General features: G+C 69.5%; 16 protein-coding genes. 11 read left to right on the forward strand and 5 right to left on the reverse strand.

The genetic code is table 11. The features are described 5' to 3' along the window. Nucleotides 1-6: 6 nt before the first annotated feature. Nucleotides 7-1,224: a GGDEF domain-containing protein gene (locus ASF53_RS01405; protein ID WP_056192657.1), complete on the forward strand. Its 1,218-nt coding sequence runs from the start codon at nt 7-9 to the stop codon at nt 1,222-1,224. A gap of 133 nt (nt 1,225-1,357) precedes the next feature. Continuing rightward, nucleotides 1,358-3,589, forward strand: a complete 2,232-nt coding sequence (locus tag ASF53_RS01410) for a glycoside hydrolase family 3 N-terminal domain-containing protein (protein ID WP_056192660.1) — start codon at nt 1,358-1,360, stop codon at nt 3,587-3,589. A gap of 6 nt (nt 3,590-3,595) precedes the next feature. On the opposite strand, the gene ASF53_RS01415 is transcribed toward ASF53_RS01410, so the two are convergent. The 3 genes from ASF53_RS01415 to ASF53_RS01425 are packed head-to-tail and all read right to left on the reverse strand — an operon-like array spanning nt 3,596 to nt 6,541. Then, entirely contained in the window at nt 3,596-4,798 is a 1,203-nt protein-coding gene (locus ASF53_RS01415) for an ABC transporter permease (RefSeq protein WP_056192663.1), read from the reverse strand. 37 nt (nt 4,799-4,835) lie between these two features. After that, nucleotides 4,836-5,360, reverse strand: coding sequence for a DUF4112 domain-containing protein (locus ASF53_RS01420; RefSeq protein ID WP_056192665.1), 525 nt, complete (start codon nt 5,358-5,360; stop codon nt 4,836-4,838). Continuing rightward, nucleotides 5,357-6,541, reverse strand: a complete 1,185-nt coding sequence (locus tag ASF53_RS01425; protein WP_056192668.1) for an aminotransferase — start codon at nt 6,539-6,541, stop codon at nt 5,357-5,359. Before ASF53_RS01425 ends, ASF53_RS01420 begins: the two co-directional genes overlap by 4 nt. A gap of 436 nt (nt 6,542-6,977) precedes the next feature. On the opposite strand from ASF53_RS01425, the gene ASF53_RS26205 reads away from it, so the two are divergent. The 6 genes from ASF53_RS26205 to zwf all read left to right on the forward strand — a co-directional run bounded on the left by ASF53_RS26205 (nt 6,978) and on the right by zwf (nt 18,609). Then, the gene (locus ASF53_RS26205) at nt 6,978-7,151 is read left to right on the forward strand and encodes a hypothetical protein (RefSeq protein WP_200943149.1); all 174 of its coding nucleotides are present in this window, start codon (nt 6,978-6,980) and stop codon (nt 7,149-7,151) included. A 169-nt stretch (nt 7,152-7,320) separates the two neighbouring features. Continuing rightward, complete coding sequence (locus ASF53_RS01430) at nt 7,321-8,700, forward strand: MdtA/MuxA family multidrug efflux RND transporter periplasmic adaptor subunit (RefSeq protein ID WP_056192671.1); 1,380 nt, start codon at nt 7,321-7,323, stop codon at nt 8,698-8,700. 184 nt (nt 8,701-8,884) lie between these two features. Then, nucleotides 8,885-12,019, forward strand: coding sequence for a multidrug efflux RND transporter permease subunit (locus tag ASF53_RS01435; protein ID WP_056192674.1), 3,135 nt, complete (start codon nt 8,885-8,887; stop codon nt 12,017-12,019). Then, complete coding sequence (locus ASF53_RS01440; RefSeq protein ID WP_056192678.1) at nt 12,016-15,330, forward strand: efflux RND transporter permease subunit; 3,315 nt, start codon at nt 12,016-12,018, stop codon at nt 15,328-15,330. The genes ASF53_RS01435 and ASF53_RS01440 overlap by 4 nt, the downstream gene beginning before the upstream one ends. 166 nt (nt 15,331-15,496) lie before the next feature. After that, nucleotides 15,497-16,999: an efflux transporter outer membrane subunit gene (locus tag ASF53_RS01445; protein ID WP_082482274.1), complete on the forward strand. Its 1,503-nt coding sequence runs from the start codon at nt 15,497-15,499 to the stop codon at nt 16,997-16,999. Between the two features lie 101 nt (nt 17,000-17,100). Beyond that, the gene (gene zwf / locus ASF53_RS01450; protein WP_056192680.1) at nt 17,101-18,609 is read left to right on the forward strand and encodes a glucose-6-phosphate dehydrogenase; all 1,509 of its coding nucleotides are present in this window, start codon (nt 17,101-17,103) and stop codon (nt 18,607-18,609) included. Between the two features lie 101 nt (nt 18,610-18,710). Here the strand turns inward: zwf and leuB are convergent, their stop codons facing one another. Together leuB and ASF53_RS01460 are read right to left on the reverse strand one after the other, a co-directional pair. Continuing rightward, nucleotides 18,711-19,820, reverse strand: coding sequence for a 3-isopropylmalate dehydrogenase (gene leuB, locus ASF53_RS01455; protein ID WP_056193830.1), 1,110 nt, complete (start codon nt 19,818-19,820; stop codon nt 18,711-18,713). A 107-nt stretch (nt 19,821-19,927) separates the two neighbouring features. Continuing rightward, complete coding sequence (locus tag ASF53_RS01460; protein WP_003603725.1) at nt 19,928-20,245, reverse strand: hypothetical protein; 318 nt, start codon at nt 20,243-20,245, stop codon at nt 19,928-19,930. 246 nt (nt 20,246-20,491) lie between these two features. On the opposite strand from ASF53_RS01460, the gene ASF53_RS01465 reads away from it, so the two are divergent. The 3 genes from ASF53_RS01465 to ASF53_RS01475 all read left to right on the forward strand — a co-directional run bounded on the left by ASF53_RS01465 (nt 20,492) and on the right by ASF53_RS01475 (nt 24,307). After that, the gene (locus ASF53_RS01465; protein ID WP_056192683.1) at nt 20,492-22,009 is read left to right on the forward strand and encodes a hypothetical protein; all 1,518 of its coding nucleotides are present in this window, start codon (nt 20,492-20,494) and stop codon (nt 22,007-22,009) included. A gap of 163 nt (nt 22,010-22,172) precedes the next feature. Continuing rightward, nucleotides 22,173-23,861, forward strand: a complete 1,689-nt coding sequence (locus ASF53_RS01470; protein ID WP_056193831.1) for a thiamine pyrophosphate-binding protein — start codon at nt 22,173-22,175, stop codon at nt 23,859-23,861. A 20-nt stretch (nt 23,862-23,881) separates the two neighbouring features. Then, complete coding sequence (locus tag ASF53_RS01475) at nt 23,882-24,307, forward strand: thiol-disulfide oxidoreductase DCC family protein (protein ID WP_056192687.1); 426 nt, start codon at nt 23,882-23,884, stop codon at nt 24,305-24,307. The last annotated feature ends 4 nt before the right edge of the window (nt 24,308-24,311 follow it).

Raw genomic sequence — 24,311 nt, forward strand, 5'->3', positions numbered from 1 at the left:
GACACGATGCGCCTCGATCTCCCCTCGCTCTTTCTGATGACGGTCGCCGTCACCTTCACGGTAGGCGTGCTGTTCCTGTTGTCGTGGAGCCAGACCCGCCGCGAGCGGGCTCTGGCGGTCTGGGGCATCGCGCATATCGGCGGCAGCGCCGCGTCGCTGCTGCTGGCTCTGCGCGGCCAGGTTCCGGACAGCCTCTCCATCGGCCTCGCCAACGCGATGATGATCGCAAGCTACGGGTTGATCTGGAGCGGCGTGCGCGCCTTCGAGGGCCGCCCGTTGCGGCTGGGCTGGGCCGTGGGCGGCGGGGCGCTCTGGATCGCGGCCTGCCTGATTCCCTCCTTCCTCGAGTCGCTCCCCGCCCGCGTCAGCCTCGCCTCGACGCTCGCCGGGCTCTACTGCGCCTCCGGCGCGCTGATGATCTGGCAGGGTCGCGGCGAGCCGCTGGTCTCCCGCTATCCGGCGCTGGTGCTGATGGCGACCTATGCCGGCCTCTACTGGATTCGCGTGCCGCTGGCGTTCACCATACCGGCACCGACCTCCCTCTCGATGGCCTCGCCGTGGTTTGCCATCCTCTGCTTTGTCGGAACGCTGTTCTCGGTCGCGATTGCCTTCGTGTTCATGGCGCTGACGAAGGAGCGGGCCGAGCGTGAGCAACGGCTGGCGGCCGAGACCGATTCGCTCACGGGCATCGCCAACCGCCGCGCGCTGGTCGCGGGCGCCGAGCGGCAGCTCGCCGTCGCACCGGCGGCGCTGCTCCTGTTTGACCTCGACCACTTCAAGACGATCAACGACCGCTACGGCCATAGTGTCGGCGATGCGGCGCTGGCCGCGTTCTGCCACGTCGCGGCCCCCCTGCTGCCGCCGAAGGCGCTGTTCGGGCGAATGGGCGGCGAGGAATTCGCGTGCCTGCTGCCGCGGCTCGATGAACGGGCGGCCATGCGCATTGCCGAGGCCATCCGGGCCGCAGTCGCCCAGTTCACTCACCCGGATTACCCGGAATTGGCGATGCGCGTCAGCGCGGGCGTGGCGGCCGAAAGCCAGATCGGCGGCAGCCTGGATTACCTGCTGCGCCGAGCCGACGACGCCCTCTACCGGGCCAAGCATGCCGGACGCGACCGGGTGGTCGCCGCCGGCGAGGATCGTCGCCCCCTTGGGGAGACGGTGGATCCGGGCATCGGCCTTCGGGGCAATGCGGGCCGGCGGAGCCGGACGCGGTTGCCCTGAGCGCCGTCCACATCGATCTGCCTGCCGCCGATCAAAAGCCGGACCGTGCTCCATCGACGGCACGCCCCTTCGTGAGGCATCGTCTCGCCCCGTAAGAGAGAGCGGTGGAAACCGCTCCGGGGAGACGGTGACGATGCGACGGCTGGCTCGGTGGATCATCCGCGGTGCCGCAGCCTGGGCCGTCGTCCTCGGCGCTCCGGCCAGGGCTGTCGAGCCGGTCGAGAGCCGGATCGAGGCGCTGCTCGCCCGGATGACGCTGGAGGAGAAAGCGGGCCAGCTCAACCTGATCTCGCATGAGCCGATCCTCGATCTCGACAGCTTCCGCCGCGGCGAGGTCGGGGCGGTCATCAACTTCAACAATGCCGGCCTCGTGGAGCAGGCCGACCGGCTCGCCCGCTCGTCGCGGCTCGGCATCCCGCTGCTCGTCGGCCTCGACATCGTTCACGGCTACCGCACCATCTTCCCCCTGCCGCTCGCCATGGCCGCGAGCTTCGATGCCGGGCTTGTGCGCCGCGCCGCCGCCACCCAGGCGCGCGAATCGGCGGCGGTCGGCCTCAACTGGACCTTCTCGCCGATGGCGGATGTCGCCCGCGACCTGCGTTGGGGCCGGGTGGTCGAGGGCTCCGGCGAAGACCCGTGGCTGACCGGGCGGCTCACCGCCGCGCAGGTCGAGGGCTTTCGCGATGGCGGGCTCGCGAGCACGCTCAAGCACTTCGCGGGCTACAGCGCTGTGCTCGGCGGGCGCGATTACGACGCGACCTTCGTGGCCCCCACCGAATTGCACGACCTCCACCTGCCGCCGTTCCGTGACGGCATCCGCGCCGGGGCCGACGCGGTGATGACGGCGCTGACCGCGCTGAACGGCCTGCCCACCACCGCCGATCCGGCGCTGATGACTGGGCTGCTGCGGCGGCAGATGGGATTTTCCGGCCTCGTCGTGGCCGATTGGCAGGCGATCGCCAGCCTGATGAAACACGGCGTCGCCCGCGACGGGGCGGAGGCCGCGCTCAAGGCGCTTTTGGCCGGCGTCGATATGGACATGACGAGCGGGCTGTATCTCCGCCATCTGCCCGAGGAGGTGCGCGCCGGGCGCGTCCCCGAAGGCGCGGTCGATGCGGCGGTGCGCCGGGTGCTGCGGCTCAAGTTCGGTCTCGGCCTGTTCGACCGCCCCGTGATCGATCCGGACGGCGCGGAGGAGAAGCTCCTGCGCCCCGAGACCCGGCGGCTCGTCCGCGAGGCGGCGCGGGCGAGCCTCGTCCTGCTGCAGAATCGCGAGGATCTGCTGCCGATCGATCCGGCCAAGGTGCGCCGCATCGCCGTCGTCGGTCCCTACGCTGATTCCGCCTGGGATCAGGTCGGGCCGCACGAGGGCACGGGGCAGGAATGGGACGCGGTGACGATCCTGGCGGGCCTGCGCGAGCGCGCCGCCGCCGCCGGTGTTGCGATCGATTTCGCGCCGGGCTGTTCGCGTGTCTGCGACAGCCGCGCGGGGTTTGCCGCCGCGGTCGAGGCAGCGGCAGGAGCCGACCTCGTCTTGGCGGTGATGGGCGAGCCGCGGGACCGTTCCGGCGAGGGCTCGTCGAGCGCCACCCTCTCCTGGCCGGGCCTGCAGCACGATCTGCTCGCGGCGGTCGCTGAGGCCGGCAAGCCGGTCGCGCTCGTCGTGGTCGGCGGGCGCCCGACCGAACTCGGGGATGCTCTGGGGCAGGCGCAGGCGGTGCTGATGGCGTGGCTTTCGGGCACTGAGGGCGGGACGGCCGTAGCCGAGACGCTGTTCGGGGATGCCAACCCGTCGGGCCGGCTGCCGGTCTCCTGGCCGCGCAAGGTCGGGCAATTGCCGCTGACCTACGACACCCTGCCGGGCGGGCGCCCGCATATCCCCGGTTCGCGCTGGACCATGGGCTATGCCGACGAATCGCCTTTGCCGCTGTTCCCGTTCGGCTACGGCCTCTCCTACACCCGCTTCGCCTATGGCGAGCCGGAGATCGTGACGCCGCATGTCGGCGTCGGAGACCGCTACGATGCGGTTCTGGAGGTGCGCGCCTCCGTCACCAACTATGGGACGCGTCCGGGTCGGGCGGTGGCGCAGCTCTATATCGGCCAGCCGGTCGCGAGCCGCAGCCGGCCGAGGCGCCTGCTGAAGGGCGTCGCGCTCCTCGACCTCGCCTCGGGTGAGACCGGACTCGCGAGCTTCCGCGTGCCGGCGCGCGACCTCGGCTACCACGAGCCGGACGGCACGCTGGTGGTGGAGGCCGGCACCTACCTCGCCCATGTCGGCGGAGACGCGATCGCCACCCGCAGCGCCGGCTTCACCGTCGAGACCGGCTGGCGCGGGCCGCCGGGCAGCGACGAGGCGCGGCGCTGACGTGGTTCAGCCGAAGGTCTTGCGCGGATCGAATGCGTCGCGCACCGCTTCGCCCGCGAAGACGAGCAGGCTCAGCATCGTCGCCACCACGAAGAAGCCGGTGAGCCCGAGCCAGGGCGCGTTGATGTTGTCCTTGCCCTGCGCCAGCAGCTCGCCGAGCGAGGGGGAGCCCGGCGGCAGACCGAAGCCGAGATAATCGAGCGAGGTCAGGGTCGTGACCGACCCGTTCAGGATGAACGGCAGGAAGGTCAGCGTCGCCACCATGGCGTTGGGCAGGAGGTGGCGCGTCATGATGCGCACGTTCGACAGGCCGAGCGCCTTCGCCGCGCGGACATATTCGAAGTTGCGGGCGCGCAGGAATTCGGCGCGCACCACGCCGACCAGAGCCGTCCACGAGAACAAGGTGAGGATGCCGAGCAGGGTGAAGAAGCTCGGCACGAGGAAGGCGGACATGATGATGATGAGATAGAGCGTCGGGATCGCGCCCCAGATCTCGATGACCCGCTGGAAGATCAGGTCGGTCCAGCCGCCGAAATAGCCCTGCACCGCCCCCGCGATCACGCCGATGACCGACGAGACACCGGCGAGCACGAGGCCGAACAGGATCGAGATGCGGAAGCCGTAGATGACCCGCGCCAGCACGTCCCGCGTCGCGTTGTCGGTGCCGAGCCAGTGCCACTCGATGTCACGGCAGCCGAGTTCGCGCCCCTCCGCCTTCACCCCCGCCCGCTCGGCGACCGGGCGGCACTCGGCGTCGCTCAGCATCCAGGTCGGCGGCGAGGGGGCCGGGGTCGGCAGATCCCGCATGAAGGTGTTGTCGGCGTAGGGGATCGGCGGCCAGAGCACCCAGCCGTTCTCCTCGATCTCCTTGCGCGTCTCGGGCGCCCGGTAATCGGTCTGGGCCAGGAAGCCGCCGAACTTCTCGTCGGGGTAATCGACCAGGACGGGGAACAGCCACTCGCCCTTGTACTGCATCACGATCGGGCGATCGTTGGCGATGAGTTCGGCGAATAGGCTCAGCACGAACAGCACGGCGAAGATCACCGCCGACCAATAGCCGCGCCGGTTGGCCCGGAAGTTCGCGAGCCGCCGCCGGTTGAGCGGCGAGAGGCTGCGGCGGGTGGCGGTCGGCAGGGCTCGCATCTGCGGCGCGTTGCCCGGCGCGGTGACGGGCACCGCATCGGGTTCGGGTCGCAGGTGCTCGTTCATCGGCTCCAACCCTCACGCTCGGGCGGCCGATGCCGGCTCAGTCGAGCCGAACTGCGGTGCCCTCGATCTCGCTCGGCCGCAGCGCACCCTTGCGCTCCAGATGGCGACGCAGCAGGCGCACGTTGCGACGGTTCGCCTTGAAGGCCGCATCGAGCAGGTCGCCGGCCAGCGGCACCGAGCCCACCGCGCCGTCGATGGCGACGTTGCCCATCATGCGCCAAACCAGCCAACGCGGTGCGCCGAGCCGTTTCGCCTCGTAGACGATGTACGAGGCGATCGCCATGCCCGCGATGTCGCCGAGGATGGGAACGAGGCCGATCACCGCGTCGAGACCGACGCGGCGGTTGATGCCCGGCACGAGGAAGGCCGAGTCCATCAGGTGGGCGAGCTGCTCGAGCCGCACGAGGCTGGCCTCGGCGCTGGTATCGGTGAGGCGGCGCAACTGCGCTGCACCGGCGGACTCGCGATAGGCCGTGCTGGTGGTGTGAACGGAGGTGCTCATAACGAGGATGTGGCCCCGCCCCGAACGTTCCACAAGGAAGCCTATTGCGCGGTCGTTCACGTCGCCCGGAATAATCCCGCCAAGCGTTCGACCGCCGCATCGAGGGTCGCGTCCGTCTTGGCAAAGCAGAAGCGCACGAGGTTTGTCACGCTGCCGCCCTCGTAGAAGGCGCTGACGGGGATGGCCGCGACGCCGTGCTCGGCCACGATCCGCTCGCAGAAGACAACGTCGTCGGGGGCGAGCCCCGCGATGTCGACGGTGAGGAAGTAGGTGCCCGCGCTCGGCAGCACGGTGAAGCCGATCCCTGACAGCCCCGCCGACAGCCGGTCGCGGGAGCGGGCGAGTTCGGCCCGCATATCTTTGAAATACGCGTCGTCCTTGGCCAGGCCGTAGGCGACCGCCTCCTGTAGGTTCGGCGGCGTGGTGAAGGTGAGGAACTGGTGCGCCCGTGACAGCACCCGCATCAGCGGCTCGGGCGCCATCACGAAGCCGACCTTCCAGCCGGTGAGGCTGAAGATCTTTCCGGCCGAGCCGATCTTCACCGTCCGCTCGCGCATGCCCGGTAGGGCCATCAGCGGCCGGTGGCGCCGGCCATCGAAGATCACGTGCTCCCACACCTCGTCGCAGACCGCCACCGCGTCGAAGCGCCGGCAGAATTGCGCGAGCAGGGCGAGGTCGTCGGGTCCGAAGACGGTGGCGCTCGGGTTGAGCGGGTTGTTCAGCAGCACGATCCGGGTGCGCTCGGAGAACGCATCCGCTAGCGCCGCCTCCTCGATCCGGAAATGCGGCGGCTTGAGCGAGACGAAGCGCGGAACGCCGCCGGCGCGCCGCACCAGCGGCAGGTAGGCGTCGTACATCGGCTCGAACAGCACGACCTCGTCACCCGGCCGAACCAGCGCCATCAGCGCGCCGGCCAGCGCCTCGGTCGCGCCCGAGGTCACCATCACCTCGCGCTCGGGATCGAGGTCGAGACCCTGGTGGTGCCGGTAATGCGCGGCGATGGCCGAGCGGAGCGAGGGCAGCCCCATCATCGGCGGGTACTGGTTGCTGACGCTCTCCAGCGCCCGCGCGGCGGCGGCGCGCACGTCGTCGGGGCCCTGACCGTCGGGAAAGCCCTGGCCGAGATTGATCGCGCCGTGCTGCCGCGCGAGCCGCGACATCGATTCGAACACGGTTTCCGGCAACTCGGCGAAGACGGGATGGCCGGTGAATGGGGGGATGCGATTCGCGGCAGGACTCATGAGCGATGTCTACGCAGAGAGGTCGCGCCGCTCCAAGTGCTTCACATAAGATGGAATGGAGAAAAGAGCCCGACCGCGCGTGGTATCGTCACATGCGAAGACAAGGGGCGTCTTGCCGAACCTTGGCGAGAACGGTGCGGCCCGGCCGACGCGACGTGCGCTCACGCACACGAGTCTGCGGATGAAACGCGAAACCCCGATTTTGCCCGGCCGCGGTGGGGTGACGAATGTTGACGATCATCAGTCGTAAGTGCATGTTTACCCCACGGTCGGACCGGCCGCCGCGCTGAAGGGACTTCGCCCCCTCGTTTCTTGGGTGTGGCAGGTCGGTCCGGTCGTGCTTCATGAAAAAGGCCGCCGCTCGACACGGCGGCCTTTTTCGTGTCCGATCGGGGGCTGCGCGTCCGTGCGGCGACCCTTTCACCATCGGCGGATCATGCGTCTGGGAACCTGCCTGCTGCTCGCCGTCGTGTCGGGTGTTCTGGGCCTTACCTTGCGTCTGACGCTGCCGGTCACGCCGGTCGATGCGTCGTTTCGCGATGTGATGCGCCTCTATCAGTCGCAGGCTGTGCCGACGGGCAGCAACACGCCGGAAACGTCGCCGCCGTAGGAACACCGCAATGACCGGCGAGGCTCGCCGGCCGTACCAAGTCCAGCCAGCTTTGTTCGAAACGGTTCGAGCCGGGTGGATCCTCCGCCGGCCGGATCGTGATCGCGGATCGGCCCGCATTTGTTGGCTGTGATTGTTGGCCGTGACGTCGTCGATGAGTGTGTGAGGGATGAACGAGAGTTCGCCGATACGCAGGGAGACCGCCCGGGAGTACCGGAATGCGGACCCGGTGCCGACGACGCCGGTCCGCCGGCGCCGGAAGTTCGGCCGCTGGATGCTCGCGCTGCTGATCCTCGGCGGGGCCGGCGCGGTCGCCCACCGCACCTACGACGCCCGGCAGAAGCCGGCCGAGGAGGCCGCACAGGCGCCGGGCGGCGGGCGTCCCGGCCGCGGCGGCCGGCCGGCCGACATGAAGCAGGCGGTCGGCGTCGCGCCGATCGTGACCGGCGACATGCCGGTCGTGCTCCAGGGCCTCGGCACGGTGACGCCCCTCGCCACCGTCTCGATCCGCTCGCAGATCAGCGGCTACCTCACCAAGATCGGCTTTCGCGAAGGCCAGATGGTAAAGGAGGGCGACTTCCTCGCCCAGGTCGACCCGCGGCCCTACGAGGCCTTGCTCGCCCAGTATCAGGGCCAGCTCGCCCGCGATCAGGCGCTGCTGCAGAACTCGAAGCTCGATCTCCAGCGCTACCAGACCCTGAACCGCCAGGATTCGATCTCGAAGCAGAATGTCGACACCCAGGCCGCCCTGGTGAAGCAGAACGAGGGCACGGTCGCCGCCGACCAGGCGCTCGTCGATCAGCAAAAGCTGAATCTCACCTATGCCCGGATCGTCTCGCCGGTGGAGGGCCGGGTCGGCCTGAGGCAGGTCGATCTCGGCAACTACATCACCGCCGGCTCGACCAACATCGTCGTCGTCACGCAACTGCGCCCGATCTCGGTGGTGTTCGTGCTGCCGGAGGACGAGGTGGCGCGGGTGATGCGCCGGGTGCGTGCGGGCGCGAAGCTGACGGTGCGGGCCTATGACCGCAGCGACCAGCACGAGATCGCCGTCGGCCGCCTCGATACGGTGGACAACCAGATCGACACCACGACCGGCACGGTGAAGCTGCGGGCGATGTTCGAGAACGAGGACGAGAGCCTGTTCCCGAACCAGTTCGTCAACGCGCGCCTCACCGTCGAGACGATCCAGAACGCAGCCCTGGTGCCGAACGCCGCGATCCTGCGCGGCACGCCGGGCACCTACGTCTATCTGATGGACGGCGACGAGAAGGTCACCGTGCGCCCGATCAAGACCGGCGAGACCGACGGCGTGAACACGGTGGTGCTGTCGGGGCTTGCAGCCGGCGACCGCGTCGTCACCGACGGCACCGATCGGCTGCGCGAGGGCGCGCCCGTGCGCGTCGTAGGCCACACCCCCGGCCCCCAGGCTGGCGGCCCGGCGGCGGGCGCGCCCGGCGCGACGCTCCCCTCGACACCAGCGGCCGGTGCGGCGGGCCCGACGGAGAGTGGGCAGGAGCGTCGGGGCCGCAGGCGTCAGGCGCCGTGATGAGCAGAGCGGTGCATGCAGCGGAAAACCCTCCCCCCTCTGCGGGGGAGGGTGCCTGCGGAGCAGGCGGGAGAGGGGTCGGTTCAGGTCCTTCCGGACACGGCGCTCCCCTCACCCGACCTCCTTCGGGCGCCACCCTCTCCCGCAGAGGGGAGAGGAATCGATTGCGGCGGCGGATGCGGCCATGAACCCGTCCCGCCTCTTCATCCTGCGGCCCGTCGCGACGACGTTGTCGATGCTGGCGATCCTGATCGTCGGCGCGGTGTCGTATCTGAACCTGCCGGTCTCGGCGCTGCCGGCCGTCGATTACCCGACGATCCAGGTGCAGACCTTCTATCCCGGTGCCAGCCCGGAGGTGATGACCTCGGCCGTCACCGCGCCGCTGGAGCGGCAGTTCGGCCAGATGGCCAACCTCAACCAGATGTCCTCGCAGAGTTCGGCGGGGGCGTCGGTCATCACGCTCCAGTTCAACCTCGACATCCCGCTCGACATCGCCGAGCAGTCGGTCCAGGCGGCGATCAACGCCGCCGGCAACCTGCTGCCGACCGACCTTCCGGCGCCGCCGATCTACGCCAAGGTCAACCCGGCCGACGCGCCGGTGCTGACGCTGGCGCTCACCTCGGCGACGATCCCGCTGACGCAAGTGCGCGACCTCGCCGAGACGCGGCTCGCCCAGAAGATCAGCCAGATCGCGGGTGTGGGCCTCGTCAGCATGGGTGGCGGGCAGCGGCCGGCGGTGCGGGTGCGGTTCAACTCCCTGGCCATGGCCGCCTACGGCCTCAACATCGACGATCTGCGCACCACGATCGCCAACCTCAACGTCAACACGCCCAAGGGCAATATCGACGGGCCGACCCAGTCCTACGCCATCAACGCCAACGATCAGGTGCGTGACCCGGCGGTCTATGCCAGCGCGATCATCGCCTATCGCAACGGTGCGCCGGTCCACCTCACCGATGTGGCCGAGGTCGTGGACGGGGCCGAGAACACCCGGCTGGGCGCCTGGGCCGACCGCACACCCGCGGTGATCCTCAACATCCAGCGCCAGCCCGGCGCCAACGTCATCGACACGGTGGACCGCATCAAGCGGCTGCTGCCGCAGCTTCAGGCGACGATGCCGGCCTCGGTCTCGGTCGCGACGCTCACCGACCGCACCACGACGATCCGCGCCTCCATCCACGACGTGCAGTTCGAGCTGATGCTCGCCATCGGCCTCGTGGTGATGGTGATCTTCCTGTTCCTGCGCAGCTTCTCCGCGACGCTGATCCCGAGCCTGTCGGTGCCGCTCTCGCTGATCGGCGCGCTGGCGGCGATGGATGCCTGGGGCTTCTCCCTCGACAACCTCTCGCTGATGGCGCTCACCATCGCCACCGGCTTCGTCGTGGACGACGCCATCGTCGTCATCGAGAACATCGCCCGCCACGTTGAGGAGGGTGACAGCCCGTTCGAGGCGGCGCTGAAGGGGAGCCGCGAGATCGGCTTCACCATCATCTCGCTCACGGTCTCGCTGATCGCGGTGCTGATCCCGCTCCTGTTCATGGGCGATGTGGTCGGTCGCCTGTTCCGCGAATTCGCGATCACGCTGGCGGCGACCATCGTCATCTCCGCGGTGGTCTCATTGACGCTCGTGCCGATGCTGTGCGCGCGCCTCTTGAAGCCCGTCGCCCACGGCGCCGACACGCCGGCCGCGCGCCGGGAGGGCCCGATCGCCCGTGCGGGCCGGCGGCTCAACGACGGCGTCATCGCCCTCTACGGCCGGGCGCTTCGCGTCGTGCTGGCCAACCAGGGCCTGACGCTGCTCGTCACGCTGGGCACCGTGGCGCTCACCGCCTACCTGTTCGTGGTGATCCCCAAGGGCTTCTTCCCCGTGCAGGACACGGGCGTGATCCAGGGCATCTCACAGGCCGACCAGAGCGTCTCCTACGAGGCCATGGCCGAGCGGCAGCAGGCCTTGGCCGACATCGTCCTGCAGGATCCGGACGTGGCGAGCCTGTCCTCGTTCATCGGGGTGGACGGGCAGAACGTCACGCTCAATTCCGGCCGCTTCCTCATCAACCTGAAGCCGCGCGAGGCGCGCGGCGCCGATGCCAGCGCGATCATCCGCCGCCTCAACGCCGCAACGAGCGCTGTGCCCGGCGTGCGGCTCTACATGCAACCGGTGCAGGATCTGACGATCGATACCGCGGTCTCGGCGACGCAGTATCAGGTCATCCTCGAGAACCCGAACCTCGGCGACTTCGAGACCTGGGTGCCGCGCTACGTCGAGGCGCTGCGGCGCTCGCCCCTGCTCGCCGACGTGACCAGCGATTACCAGGGCAACGGCCTGGCCGCCTATGTCACCATCGATCGGCCCACCGCCGGGCGCTACGGCATCACGCCCGCGACCATCGACAACGTGCTCTACGACGCCTTCGGCCAGCGCATCGTCTCGACCATCTTCACCCAATCGAGCCAGTACCGGGTGATCCTCGAGGCGAACCCGAAGCTGCACACCTCGCTTGCCTCCCTCGACAACCTCTATCTCCCGTCCTCGACCGCACCGTCGGGACAGGTGCCGCTCTCGGCCGTGGCGAAGGTCGAGGAGCGCCGCGCGCCGCTGCTGATCGGCCATCTCGGCCAGTTCCCGGCCACGACGGTCTCGTTCAACCTCGCGCCCGGCGTGGCGCTCGGGCAGGCGGTGGAGGCGCTCGAAGTCGCGCGTAAGGACATCAACCTGCCCGCAAGCTTCAACGTGGTGCCGCAGGGCTCGGTCTTCGCCTTCGAATCGGCGCTCTCCAACGAGCTGTTCCTCGTCTGCGCGGCGATCGTCACCGTCTATATCGTGCTCGGCGTGCTCTACGAGAGCTTCATCCACCCCATCACCATCCTCTCGACGCTCCCGTCCGCCGGCATCGGCGCGCTGCTCGGGCTGATGTGGTTCGGGCTCTCGCTCGACATCATCGCGATCATCGGCATCGTCCTGCTGATCGGCATCGTGAAGAAGAACGCGATCATGATGATCGACTTCGCGCTCCAGGCCGAGCGCGAGGAGGGCAAGACGCCCCGCGACGCGATCTACGAGGCCTGCCTGCTGCGCTTCCGCCCGATCCTGATGACGACGCTGGCCGCCCTGTTCGCGGCGGTGCCGATGATCGTCGGTTCGGGCGTCGGCTCGGAGCTGCGCCAGCCGCTCGGCATCGTCATCGCCGGCGGCCTCATCGTCAGTCAGGTGCTGACGCTGTTCACGACGCCGGTGATCTATCTCGCCTTCGACCGGCTGGAGCGCCGGATCATGCGGCGGGAGCGGGATGGGCTGGCGCCGGGCGGGGCGGTGCCTTGAACCTCTCCGAACCCTTCATCCGCCGCCCGGTCGCGACGACGCTGTTGACGATCGGCCTGCTGCTCGCCGGCATGTTCGCCTATGTGCGGCTGCCGGTGGCGCCGCTGCCGCAGGTCGATTTCCCCGTCATCCTCGTCCAGGCGCAGATGGCCGGCGCCTCGCCGGAGACCATGGCGACGACGGTTGCCGCGCCGCTGGAGCGGCGGCTCGGGGCCATCGCCGACGTCAACGAGATGACCTCGACGAGTTCGACCGGCACGGTGCGGATCGTCCTGCTGTTCGGGCTCAACCGCGACATCGACGGCGCCGCCCGCGACGTGCAGGCCGCGATCAACGCCGCGCGGGCCGACCTGCCGACCTCGCTGCGCACCAATCCGACCTATCGCAAGTTCAACCCGGCCGATTCGCCGATCCTGATCCTCGGCCTCACCTCCGGCACGCTGACGCCGGGCCAGCTCTACGATTCCGCGGCGACCATCGTGCAGCAGCGGATGAGCCAGATCGAGGGCGTCGGCAACGTCGATATCGGCGGCTCTTCGCTGCCGGCGGTCCGGGTCGAACTCGATCCGACGGCGCTGTTCCACTACGGCATCGGCCTGGAGGGCATCCGCGCGGGTCTGGCCTCGGCCAACGCCAACTCGCCCAAGGGCGACATCGTGGCGGGTGATCGCCGCTATCAGCTCTACGCCAACGACCAGGGCCGGCAGGCCTCCGACTATCGCGACATCGTCGTGGCCTACCGCAACGGCGCCGCCGTGCGGCTCGCCGATGTCGGCGAGGTGGTCGATTCGGTCGAGGACAAGCGCAATCTCGGCCTCGTCGACGGCAAGCCCGGCGTGATCCTGTTCATTTACAAGCAGCCCGGCTCCAACGTCGTCGAGACCGTGGAGCGCGTGCGCGCGGCGATCCCGCAGGCCAAGGCGGCGCTGCCCGGCGACATCGACCTCAACATCTCCGGCGACCGCTCGGCCACGATCCGCGCCTCGCTGGCGAGCACCGAGGAGACGCTGATCATCGCGGTCATCCTCGTCATCTTCGTCACCTTCATCTTTCTGCGCTCGTGGCGGGCGACGCTGATCCCGGCCGTGGCGGTGCCGATCTCGATCATCGGCACCTTCGCGGCGATGTGGATGCTCGGCTACTCCCTCGACATCCTGTCGCTGATGGCGCTCATCATCGCGACCGGCTTCGTCGTGGACGACGCCATCGTCGTGCTGGAAAACATCCAGCGGCACATCGAGGCGGGTAAGCCGCGGGTCGAGGCGGCCCTGCTCGGCGCCCGCGAGGTCGGCTTCACCGTCATCTCCATGAGCCTGTCGCTCATCGCCGTGTTTCTGCCGATCCTGCTGATGGGTGGCATCGTCGGCCGGCTGTTCCAGGAATTCGCGGTCACGCTGTCGATGGCGATCCTCGTCTCGCTGGTGCTGTCGCTGACGACGACGCCGATGATGTGCGCTCTGCTCCTCAAGCCCGAGGCGCAGATGCATGCGGGCAAACGCCCCAACATCCTGCTGCGCGGGCTGGAGGGCGGCTTCGACGCGGTGCTGCGGGGCTACGAACGGACGCTCCGTTTCGCGCTCCGTCACCGGCGGCTGACGGCGCTCAGCGTGTTTATCGCGATCGGGCTTACGGTCTACGGCTACATCATCGTGCCGAAGGGCTTCTTTCCCGATCAGGATACCGGCCAGCTCATGGGCGGCATCCAGGCCGACCAGCGCATTTCGTTCCAGTCGATGAAGGACAAGCTGGAGCGGGCGAGCGCCATCGTGCAGGCGGACCCGGCGGTGGAGAGCATCGTCGGCTTCACCGGCGGGCGCGGCACCAACTCCGCCAACGTCTTCGTCGGGCTGAAACCGCGCGGTGAACGCGAGCCCATCGAAACCGTGATGGCCCGGCTTCGGCCCAAGCTCGCCCAGGTCGCGGGCGCGCGCCTGTTCCTGTTCCCCCGCCAGGATCTCAGGATGGGCGGGCGCCAGAGCTTCGCCCAGTACCAATACACGCTTCAGGGCGACACGTCGGAGGAGCTCTACGCCGCCTCGCCGAAGCTGCTGCAGGCGCTGCAGAAACGCACCGACATCTTCGCAGATGTCACCTCCGACCAGCAGGAGGGCGGGCTGGAGAGCCGCCTCGTCATCGATCGGGCGACCGCCTTCCGCTACGGCATCACGCCGGACCAGATCGACAACACCCTCTACGATGCCTTCGGCCAGCGGCAGGTCTCGACGATCTACAACCCGCTCAACCAGTACCACGTGGTGATGGAGATCGCGCCGCGATACCTCCAGAACCCGGAGGTGCTGAAGACGATCTACGTCTCGACCACGGGCGGGCGAGCGCGGGGCTCGGCCACCACCAACGCGGTGGCCGGCACGGTGGCGGGGGGCGGGACGACGACCGCTTCGCAAGCTTCCACTTCCGGCACATCCACCACCGACACGGCGGCCACCATCGCCGCCGACTCGGCGCGCAACGCCGCGGGCAACGCCATCGCCGCGAGCCGGGGCAGCGCCTCGTCGAGCGCGCCGGTGTCGAGCGCCAAGGAAACGATGGTGCCGCTCTCGGCCTTCGCCCGTTTCGAGACCGGAAACGCCCCGGTCCAGGTGGCCCATCAGGGCTTATTCGTGGCCACCACGATTTCGTTCAACCTCGTGCCCGGCAAGAGCCTGGGCGAGGCCACTGCGGTCATCGACCAGACCATGCTCGATCTGCAATTGCCCCAGACCATTCACGGCGAGTTCGCGGGCGCGGCCAAGAGCTATCAGGAATCGTCGTCGCGCCAACCGCTGCTGATCCTCGCCGCCCTGCTCGCGGTCTACGCCGTGCTCGGCATCCTCTACGAGAGCTACATCCACCCGATCACGATTCTCTCGACCCTGCCCTCGGCCGGGATCGGCGCCATCGTCGCGCTGCTCACCACCGGCACCGAGTTCACCATCGTCGCCCTGATCGCGGTGTTCTTGCTGATCGGCATCGTGAAGAAGAACGCCATCCTGATGATCGATTTCGCCATCGATGCCGAGCGCAGCCGGGGTCTGACGCCGGGGGAGGCGATCTACGAGGCCTGCCTCCTGCGCTTCCGCCCGATCATGATGACGACGCTCGCCGCCATCCTCGGCGCGGCTCCGCTCATCGTCGCGGGCGGCGAGGGGGCCGAGCTGCGCCGGCCCCTCGGCATCGCGATCGTCGGTGGACTCATCGTCAGCCAGATCCTGACCCTCTACACGACACCGGTCGTCTACCTGTATCTCGACCGTCTCCGGCTCTGGGCGAAGCGTCGTCGGGGCGGACCGGCGGCGGTGCCGGCCGAGTGAGGATGGTTGTTTCGTGACAGGTGACGTGCGCCATAACCCTCCCCCCTCCGCGGGGGAGGGTGCCCTGCGGATGCAGGGCGGGAGAGGGGAGCCACGTTTCCGGACGTCGTGCTGCCCCTCACCCGACCCGCTTCGCGGGCCACCCTCTCCCGCAGAGGGGCGAGGGTTGAGGTCGAGGCTCCTGTTCCGCTTCGCCACCGTCTGCGCGGTCGCGGCACTGACCTCCGGCTGCCTCGTCGGCCCCGATTATTCGCGCCCCTCCGTCGAGACGCCGCTTGGCTTCAAGCAGGGCGGAATGCGCGAGGACAGCCTCGCCTACGTCCAGGCGCAGAAGGGCTGGCGCAGGGCGCTGCCGAACGATGCGGCCGAGCGCGGCGATTGGTGGCGGGCTTTCAACGACCCGACGCTCGACCGGCTGATCCGCTCCATCGACGTCGACAACCAGAACCTTCGCGCCCAGGTCGCGGTCTACGATCAGGCCCGCGCCCTCGTCGCGCAGGCGCGCGCCGCCCTGTTCCCCACGGTGATCGGCGCTCCGGGCATCACCCGGTCGCGGGCGCTGGGCGCCGAGCGCACCACCGTCTCGCTCCAGGGGCAGGCGAACTGGGAACTCGACCTGTTCGGCGGCATCCGCCGCCAGATCGAGAGCGATGTCGCCTCTGCCCAGGCTTCGGCCTCCGACCTCGCCCTGGTGCGTCTCAGCCTTCAGGCGGAACTGGCGACCAATTACCTCCAACTGCGCTATCAGGATTCGCTGAAGCGCGTGCTCGAAGAGAATGTCGAGGGCTTCAAGCGCAGCCTCAGCATCGCCGAGAACCAGTACAATGCGGGCGTCGCCGCCCGCTCCGATGTCATCACCGCGCAGACGCAGCTCCAGACGACGCAGGCCTCGCTGATCGCCGTCGATCTTCAGCGGGCGACCTTCGAGCACGCGGTGGCGATTCTCACCGGCCGCCCGCCCTCGGAGGTCAAGCTGCCGTTCGCGCCCCTTCCGGTGCGTCCACCCTCGGTGCCGGTCGGCATCCCGTCCGATCTCCTGGAGCGCCGGCCCGACATCGCCGGGGCCGAGCGGCTGGTGCAGGCGCAGAGCGAGCAGATCGGCGTGGCGGTCTCCGCCTTCTATCCGACGGTAACGCTCTCGGCCTCGGGCGGCTTCTCCGGTGCGACCAGCAACGGCGTGTTCTCGGCCGCCAACCGTGTCTGGTCGATCGCCGCGAACGGCTCTCAGGTGTTCTTCGACGGCGGCGCCCGCGCTGCGGTGCTGCAAACGGCGCGGGCTGCCTACGAGGCGGCGGTGGCCAATTACCGCCAGACGGTGCTGACCGCCTTCGGCGAGGTCGAGAACGGGCTGGCCGGCGTGCGCATCCTCGCCCGGCAGCAGGCCAAGCAGGACGAGGCGGTCGCCTCGGCGCGGCGCGCGGTCGAGATTACCCTCAATGAGTACCGGGCCGGGACGCAGAACTACACCACTGTCGTGACCGCCCAGGCGCTGCTCATCAACAACGAGGTCACCGCGCTCCAGATTCGCCTCAACCGCTTCACCACCGCCGTGGCACTGATCCGGTCGCTGGGCGGCGGCTGGGACGCCCGCTCGCTGCCGACCGGCGAGGAGCTGAAGGGCGCGCGCCTGCCGATCGATGGCGGCTCGGCCGTCCGCACCGACGAGTAGGGTTTTGCAGGGCAGCTCGGCCGGAACAGGAACCGCTGGCCTCTGTTGAAACCGGGATTCCAGCGGTCGGCCCCTCGCCGGCCGAGAGCCCCGGATGGCCCATGCCCGACGCCTGCGTTCACGACACGCCCGACACGCCGAAGACCCCGGCCTGCACCCTCGTGATCTTCGGTGCCGGCGGCGACCTCACCAAGCGCCTCCTGATGCCGGCCCTCTACAACCTCGCGGGCGGCGGGCTGCTCGATGACGGCTTTTCCGTTCTCGGCGTCGATCACAACCCCCTCACCGATGAGGGTTGGCGCGACGACCTCACCCAAACCATGGAGTCCTTCACCAAGGACCCGTCCGCCGAGTTCCACGCCGAGCGGATCGACCCGCGACCCTGGGACTTCATCCGCGAGCGCCTGCACGTGATGCAGGGTGATTTCTCCGAGGACGCGACCTTCAATCATCTTGCCGGACGCCTCACCGGCAACGTCGTGTTCTACCTCGCGGTCTCCGCTCGCTTCTTCGGCCCCGTGGTCGAGGGCCTCGGCAAGGCCGGCCTGCTCGAGCAGACGGACGACGCCTTCCGCCGCGTCGTCATCGAGAAGCCGTTCGGCTCCGACCTCGCTTCTGCCAAGGCCCTCAACGAAACCATCCTGGCGCAGGGCGACGAGAGCCAGTTCTACCGGATCGACCATTTCCTCGGGAAGGAGACAGTTCAGAGCATCCTGGCGATCCGCTTCGCCAACGCGATGCTGGAGCCGATCTGGCGGCGGCAATACGTCGATCACGTCGAGATCACCGCTGCCGAGACCATCGGCGTCGAGGAGCGCGGCCGCTTTTACGAGCCGACGGGCGCGCTGCGCGACATGGTGCCCAACCACCTGTTCCAGCTTCTCACCATGGTGGCGATGGAGCCGCCCGCCGCCTTCGACGCCGAAATCGTGCGCGACGCGAAGACGAAGCTGGTGGCGGCGATCCGCCCGGTCACGCCGGAGAATGCCGTGCGCGGCCAGTACGCGGCGGGACGCGAAGAGGGCAAGGACGTCCCGGCCTATCGCGACGAGCCGGATGTGGCGAAGGATTCACGCACCGAAACCTACGTCGCCCTCAAGCTTGAGATCGAGAACGAGCGCTGGTCCGGCGTGCCGTTCGTCCTGCGCACCGGTAAGTGCTTGGCCGAGCGGCGCACCGAGATCGCGGTGCATTTCAAGCCGACGCCGCTCACGCTGTTCCGCGGGGCGGAGGGCAGCGAGCTTGCCCCGAACGTCATGCGCCTGCGCCTCGACCCGGAGCCCGGCTCGGCCACGCGCCTGAACGTGAAGCGGCCGGGGCCGCAGATGCATCTCGCCGCGATCGAGACGGGCTTCCGCTACAGCGACTTCTTCGACCCGGCGCCCACCGTCGGCTACGAGAGCCTGATCTACGATTGCATGATGGGCGACCCGACCCTGTTCCAACGCGCCGACACCATCGAGGCGAGCTGGGCCGCCGTCGATCCGCTGCTCAAGGCGTGGAAGGACGCGCCGGTCTGCTTCTACCCGGCGGGCAGTCCCGGCCCGAAGGAGGCGGATGATCTGCTCGCGCGGGATGGGCGGTCGTGGCTGCCGCTGGGGGAGGAGTGATCCTGCCTCCGGATCATCGCGAGCTTGGCTGAAAAACCCCTCTCCCTGCAGGCGGGGAGAGGGGAAGGGCACTTCGTATCGATCGGAGCGATTCGGCTCTCTCAGCCCGCCTGCGTCTCCAGCTCGCGCAGGATCGCGTCGCCCATCTCGGCGGTGCTGATCGGGGTCTGGCCCTCGCCGACGATGTCGCGGGTGCGAGCGCCGGCGGCCAGCGCCCGGGTGATCGCGCCTTCCACGAGGTCGGCGGCTTCACCGAGGCCGAAGGAGTAGCGCAGGCACATGGCGAGCGAGCCGATCATCGCGATCGGGTTGGCGTAGCCCTTGCCGGCAATGTCGGGGGCCGAGCCGTGGACCGGCTCGTAGAGCGCCTTGCGGGTGCCGCGCGCGTCGGTCGCGCCGAGCGAGGCGGAGGGCAGCATGCCGAGCGAGCCGGTGAGCATCGCCGCGACATCCGAGAGCACGTCGCCGAACAGGTTGTCGGTCACGAGCACGTCGAACTGCTTGGGGCGCCGCACGAGCTGCATGGCGCAATTGTCGGCGAGCACGTGCTCGAGCTCGACCTCGCTGTAATGCTCGGCATGAACCCGCGTGACGACCTCCTTCCACAGGACGCCGGTCTTCATCACGTTGTTCTTCTCGGCCGAGGCGACCCGGCCGGAGCGCTTGCGTGCGAGGTCGAAGGCGACGTGGGCGATCCGCTCGATCTCGGCGGTGGTGTAGACCTGCGTATCGACCGCCCGCTTCGAGCCGTCCTCGAGCGTGGTGATCTCCTTCGGCTCGCCGAAATAGACGCCGCCGGTGAGCTCGCGCACGATCATGATGTCGAGGCCCTCGACCAGCTCGCGCTTGAGGGCCGAGGCGTCGGCGAGCGCCGGGTAGCAGATCGCCGGGCGCAGGTTGGCGAACAGGCCGAGATCCTTGCGCAGGCGCAGCAGGCCCGCCTCGGGGCGGATGTCGTAGGTCACGCCGTTCCACTTCGGCCCGCCGACCGCGCCCAGAAGGATCGCGTCGGCCGCGTCGGCGCGGGCGAGCGTCTCGTCGGCGAGCGGCTTGCCGTGGACGTCGATAGCCGCGCCGCCGACGAGGTCGCGCTCGGTCGCGAAATCGGCGAGGCCCGCGCGCTTGAGCCAGCCCACCACCTTCTCGACCTCGGCCATCACCTCGGGGCCGATGCCGTCGCCGGGCAGGAGCAGAAGCTTGTAGGTTGTCATGGGGCTGAAATCCGGGCTGATGGCACGCGCCACGTTGCCCGCGCTCTATCGGCGCGGCCCGGCCCCTGCAAGTCCGTCGCGCGCTGCGTGGGCTACCTGACCCACGCCTAACCTGCGCGCTTGCCCGAGCGGAACGGGCGCAGCATCCAGGCCATCCGCCCGACCTCGTCCTCCTCCGGGCGCTTGGCGGGGCGCACGGCGCGTTCCGGCGCGGAGGAGCCGATCTCGTGCACGATCTGCTCGAGCAGGGGCGGAATTTCCTGGCCGTACTCGTCGAGGAGCACGGCGGCGTCCAGCAGAGCCTGGACCTGATCGTCGGGAATGGGACGGCTCATGATCTGCGCGTCGAGCGCCTGATCGGCCAGCAACGTCGCGAGGCGGGAGACCTCCGACAGACCGGCCGGTGCCGAAAGACCGCTGCTCATCGATGGAATGCCCTCACTATCGAACGGAGACCCACGATAATCCGTGTTGGTGAGCCAATCCTTTCACCATGTTCGGTTCTCGCGTGCCGAAAACGACCTGATCGTGATGGGACGGGTTGTCGCGAGTGCTTTCCGAGCGTGGGCCGGAAGGGCTAAGGTTGCGCCGTGCACAATCCGCGCCTTTCCGACCCCACCGCCGCCGGACGCGGCTCCCTCTCGCCCGAGGCCGGGCCCGCCCGACGCGGAATGAGGATCATCGCCGTGCCGCTCGTCCTGTTCGCGGCATGGGCGGGGCCGTCCCAGGCCGGCGCGGCGCGCAGCGGCGGCAGCGCCTGCTATCTCACCGGCGGCGGCGCCCTGGAGATCTGCCGCTCGGCCGACGAGGCCGAGGGCGTCTACGCCGCTCCGCCGCCCTGCCACTTCGTCCACGACGTGCAGATCCTGCGGCTCAAGGATACCGGGCCGCCGGGCCCGCTTCAGGTGATCTACCGGGCCGAGCCGCCGCGCCAGGGCGGGCGCCGCGGCGAGGAGGCCTGCCGGACCGACCTGCGGGCCACTGACCCCGCGGCGGGCGGCGCCGTGCGCATCGGCCGGCAGATCGAAACGCTGGCGACGATGCTGCCGCCGACCGATCCGCGTTTCTGGAGCGAGGGCCTCAGGGGCACCGGCTCGCCGCGGGCCGAACAGCCGCGCCGCCGCAGCCGGGCGACCCGTCAGGCGCGGCGGGAGGCCCGCCGGGCGGCGCGCGAGGCACGGCAAGGGGATAAGCCCGCGGATAAGATGACCTTCCGCGCCCAGGCCGCCGCGCCGGAGGACGACCCGTCCGGCAATGCGATGATGGTCGCGGGGCGCGATTGGGCGGGTGATCCGTACTACGCCATCCTTGCCACCGCGACGGAGCCCTCCGGGGAGGGCCGTCGCCGGGTGCTGGTTCAGGCCCGCACCTACGATTTCCAGAGCCTCGACCTGCGCGTCGAAGCCGATCCCGGCACCGAGTGGCGGCCGTTCGGGGCGCCTGCGACGGAGGAGAAGGGGCGTCGGCGCGGGCGCGCCCGGCCGGCAGCGATGAAGCCCGCCCCGGTGCTCGACGATACCGGCAAGCCAATCGTCGGCAACTGCGCCGCGCCGGATTTCGAGGCCCGCGGCCTGACCGGTTCGATCAGCGTGGTCGATCGCGTCTACCACTACTTCTACACGGACGTGGTGCCCGCCGATTGCGACGCGCCGCGGAACCGGCGGCGGATGGCGCTGTACCTGCGCACCAGCCGCGATCCGCTGGCGGAGCGCACATGGTCGGCCCCCGTCACGCTGATCGAGAGCCTGCCGGCCGACACCGAGATCCGCGTCGCCAAGGCGCGCGGCATGGACCGCTGGGCCGTGGCCTATTCCTGCTCGCGGCCGGTCACGGTCTCGGGTGGGCCCGTCGCCGATATCTGCCTGCACTACACCGCCGACCTCTCGCCCGGCAGCCTCACCGCCCTGTCGCTCTTTGCCGAGCCCGTCGCGGCCGGCCATTCCACCGCCTATCTCGGCCTGCGCTCCGGGGGCGACGCGCTGGGGCGCTTCACCCGGGACGGCTTCGGCTGGATGACCGACCGCTACGGCAACCTCGACGCGCCGACGATCTACCCCGACAAAGGCGGCTTCCTGACCTGGCTCGACCGCCGGGCCCCGCGGATCGACGGCAGCGACGCCTCCTCGCTCTACGGCCGGCCGGTCTACTGGGCGACCTGGACGGTTCGCCCGCGCGCCGCCACGCCATGATCGCGTGACGATTTCGGGCCGGCGTTCGACAGAGGGGTGGATGTCCCCCGCGGTGCCGTCGATGTTCGAGAGACCTTGAACGCCCTTCACCGGGCCGGACATCGTCCCGGCGCGGGTGATGCGTATTGAAGATTACCTCTCGAAGGTGCGGCAGGAGCAGGCCATGACGGTCACGACACTCGACTCTCTGTCCGAGCGGCGCGGGGCCGACGTTCTGCTTGAGGTGCTGCGCTCGGAGGGCGTCCGCTACATCTTCGGCAATCCGGGCACGACCGAGCTGCCGCTGATCGATGCGCTGACGGACGCGCCCGACATCGCCTATGTGCTCGCCCTTCAGGAGGCGAGCGCCGTCGCCATGGCCGATGGCTATGCGCAGGGGGCGCGCCGGCCGGGCTTCCTCAACCTGCACACGGCCGGCGGCCTCGGCCACGGCATGGGCAACCTGCTCAACGCCCAGATCTCCGGCACGCCGCTCGTTGTCACGGCCGGCCAGCAGGATTCGCGGCACGTCATCACCGATCCGCTGCTGTTCGGCGACCTGACCACCATCGCGGCGCCCACGGTGAAATGGGCGCGTGAGGTGACGCATGCCGACCAGCTTCCGGTTCTGCTGCGCCGCGCCTTCCACGATTCCGCGGCAGCGCCCTCGGGGCCGGTCTTCCTGTCGCTGCCGATGGACGTGATGGAGGCGATGACCGCCGCGCCGCTCGGCGAAATCTCGACCATCGACCACCGTGCGGTCGCCGGCTCCCTCGACCGGCTCGCAGATCATCTCGCGGGCATCGCGCCGGGGCGGCTCGCACTGATCGCCGGCGACGAGGTCGATGCCAGCGACGCCTCGACCCAGGCGGTGCGGCTCGCCGACCTTCTCGCCGCGCCGGTCTACGGCTCGTCCTGGCCGGCGCATATCCCGTTTCCGACCGCCCACCCGCTCTGGATGGGCAACCTGCCGACCAAGGCGAGCGGCATCGCCGAGATTCTCGGCCGCTACGACGCGGTGTTCGCGCTCGGCGGCAAGTCGCTCATCACCGTGCTCTACACGGAAGGCTCGGCCGTGCCCGCCGGCACGCAGGTGTTCCAGCTCTCGGCGGATGCCCGCGACCTCGGCCGCACCTACGCGACGCAGCTCTCGACGGTGGGCAATGTCCGCGCCTCTCTCGACGTGCTGCTGCCGCTGCTCGAAGCGCGTCTCGCGCCCCGCGCCGAGACCTATGCCCGCCTGAGGCGCGAAGCCGTTGCGGCCTACGACGCCCGCCGGGCCGCGCTCGAGGCTAAGGCGGATGCCGCCTTCGCCGATCCGGTGATCCACCCCCTCGTCGCCGCCCGCGAGATCGGCCGGGCCGTTGGGTCGGACATCGCCATCATCGACGAAGCACCCGCAACGCTCGGGCATCTGCGCACGATCCTCCACAGCACCTGGACGCGGCAATACTCGTCGATCCGCGGCGGCGTGCTCGGCTGGGGCATGCCGGCCTCGGTCGGCTTCTCGCTCGGGCTCGACCGGGCGCCGGTGGTCTGCATCGTCGGCGACGGGGCGGCGATGTACTCGCCCCAGGCGCTCTGGACCGCCGCGCATGAGGGGCTGCCGGTGACTTTCGTCGTCATCAACAACGCCGAGTACAACATCCTGAAGCAGTTCATGAAATCGCAGACGCACTACGCCTCGGTGCGCGCGAACCGCTTCATCGCCATGGACCTCACCGATCCGCGCATCGACTTTCTGGCGCTCGCCACCTCGATGGGCGTGCCCTCCCGGCGGGTCGAGCGGGCGGCGGACATTGCGGGCACGGTCGAGGCGGGGATCCGTTCGGGTGCGCCGAACCTCGTCGAAGTGGTCGTCAGCGCCGCGTGACGGGCTCAGCGCCCCGGCCGATGCCGCCGACCCTCGTCTTCGACACGGATTGCGTGCTCTGCGCCGGGATGCTGCGCTTCGTGCTGACGCATGAGCGCGACCACAGCCTGCACTTCATGGGCGCGTGGTCCGGCGAGGGGCTCGACCTCGCCGCCCGCCACGGCTTCACCAAAGCGGATCTCAACGGCACCTTCCTGCTGGTTCAGGATGGGCGGGCGCTGACGCGCTCGGATGCCGCGCTCGCCGTGGCGCGGCATCTCAAGGCGCCGTGGCGCTGGGGCCGTGTGTTCGGGATCATCCCGAAGCCGCTGCGCGACCGGCTCTACAGCCTCGTCGCGCGCACCCGCTACCGCGTGTTCGGCCGCCGAGAGGATTGCGCCCGGGTGCCACCGGACCAGCAGCACCGCTTCCACGGCGTACGGCCGGCGGACCCGCCGCAGCCGTAGGATG

This window comes from Methylobacterium sp. Leaf123 (assembly GCF_001423405.1).
Lineage (GTDB): Bacteria > Pseudomonadota > Alphaproteobacteria > Rhizobiales > Beijerinckiaceae > Methylobacterium.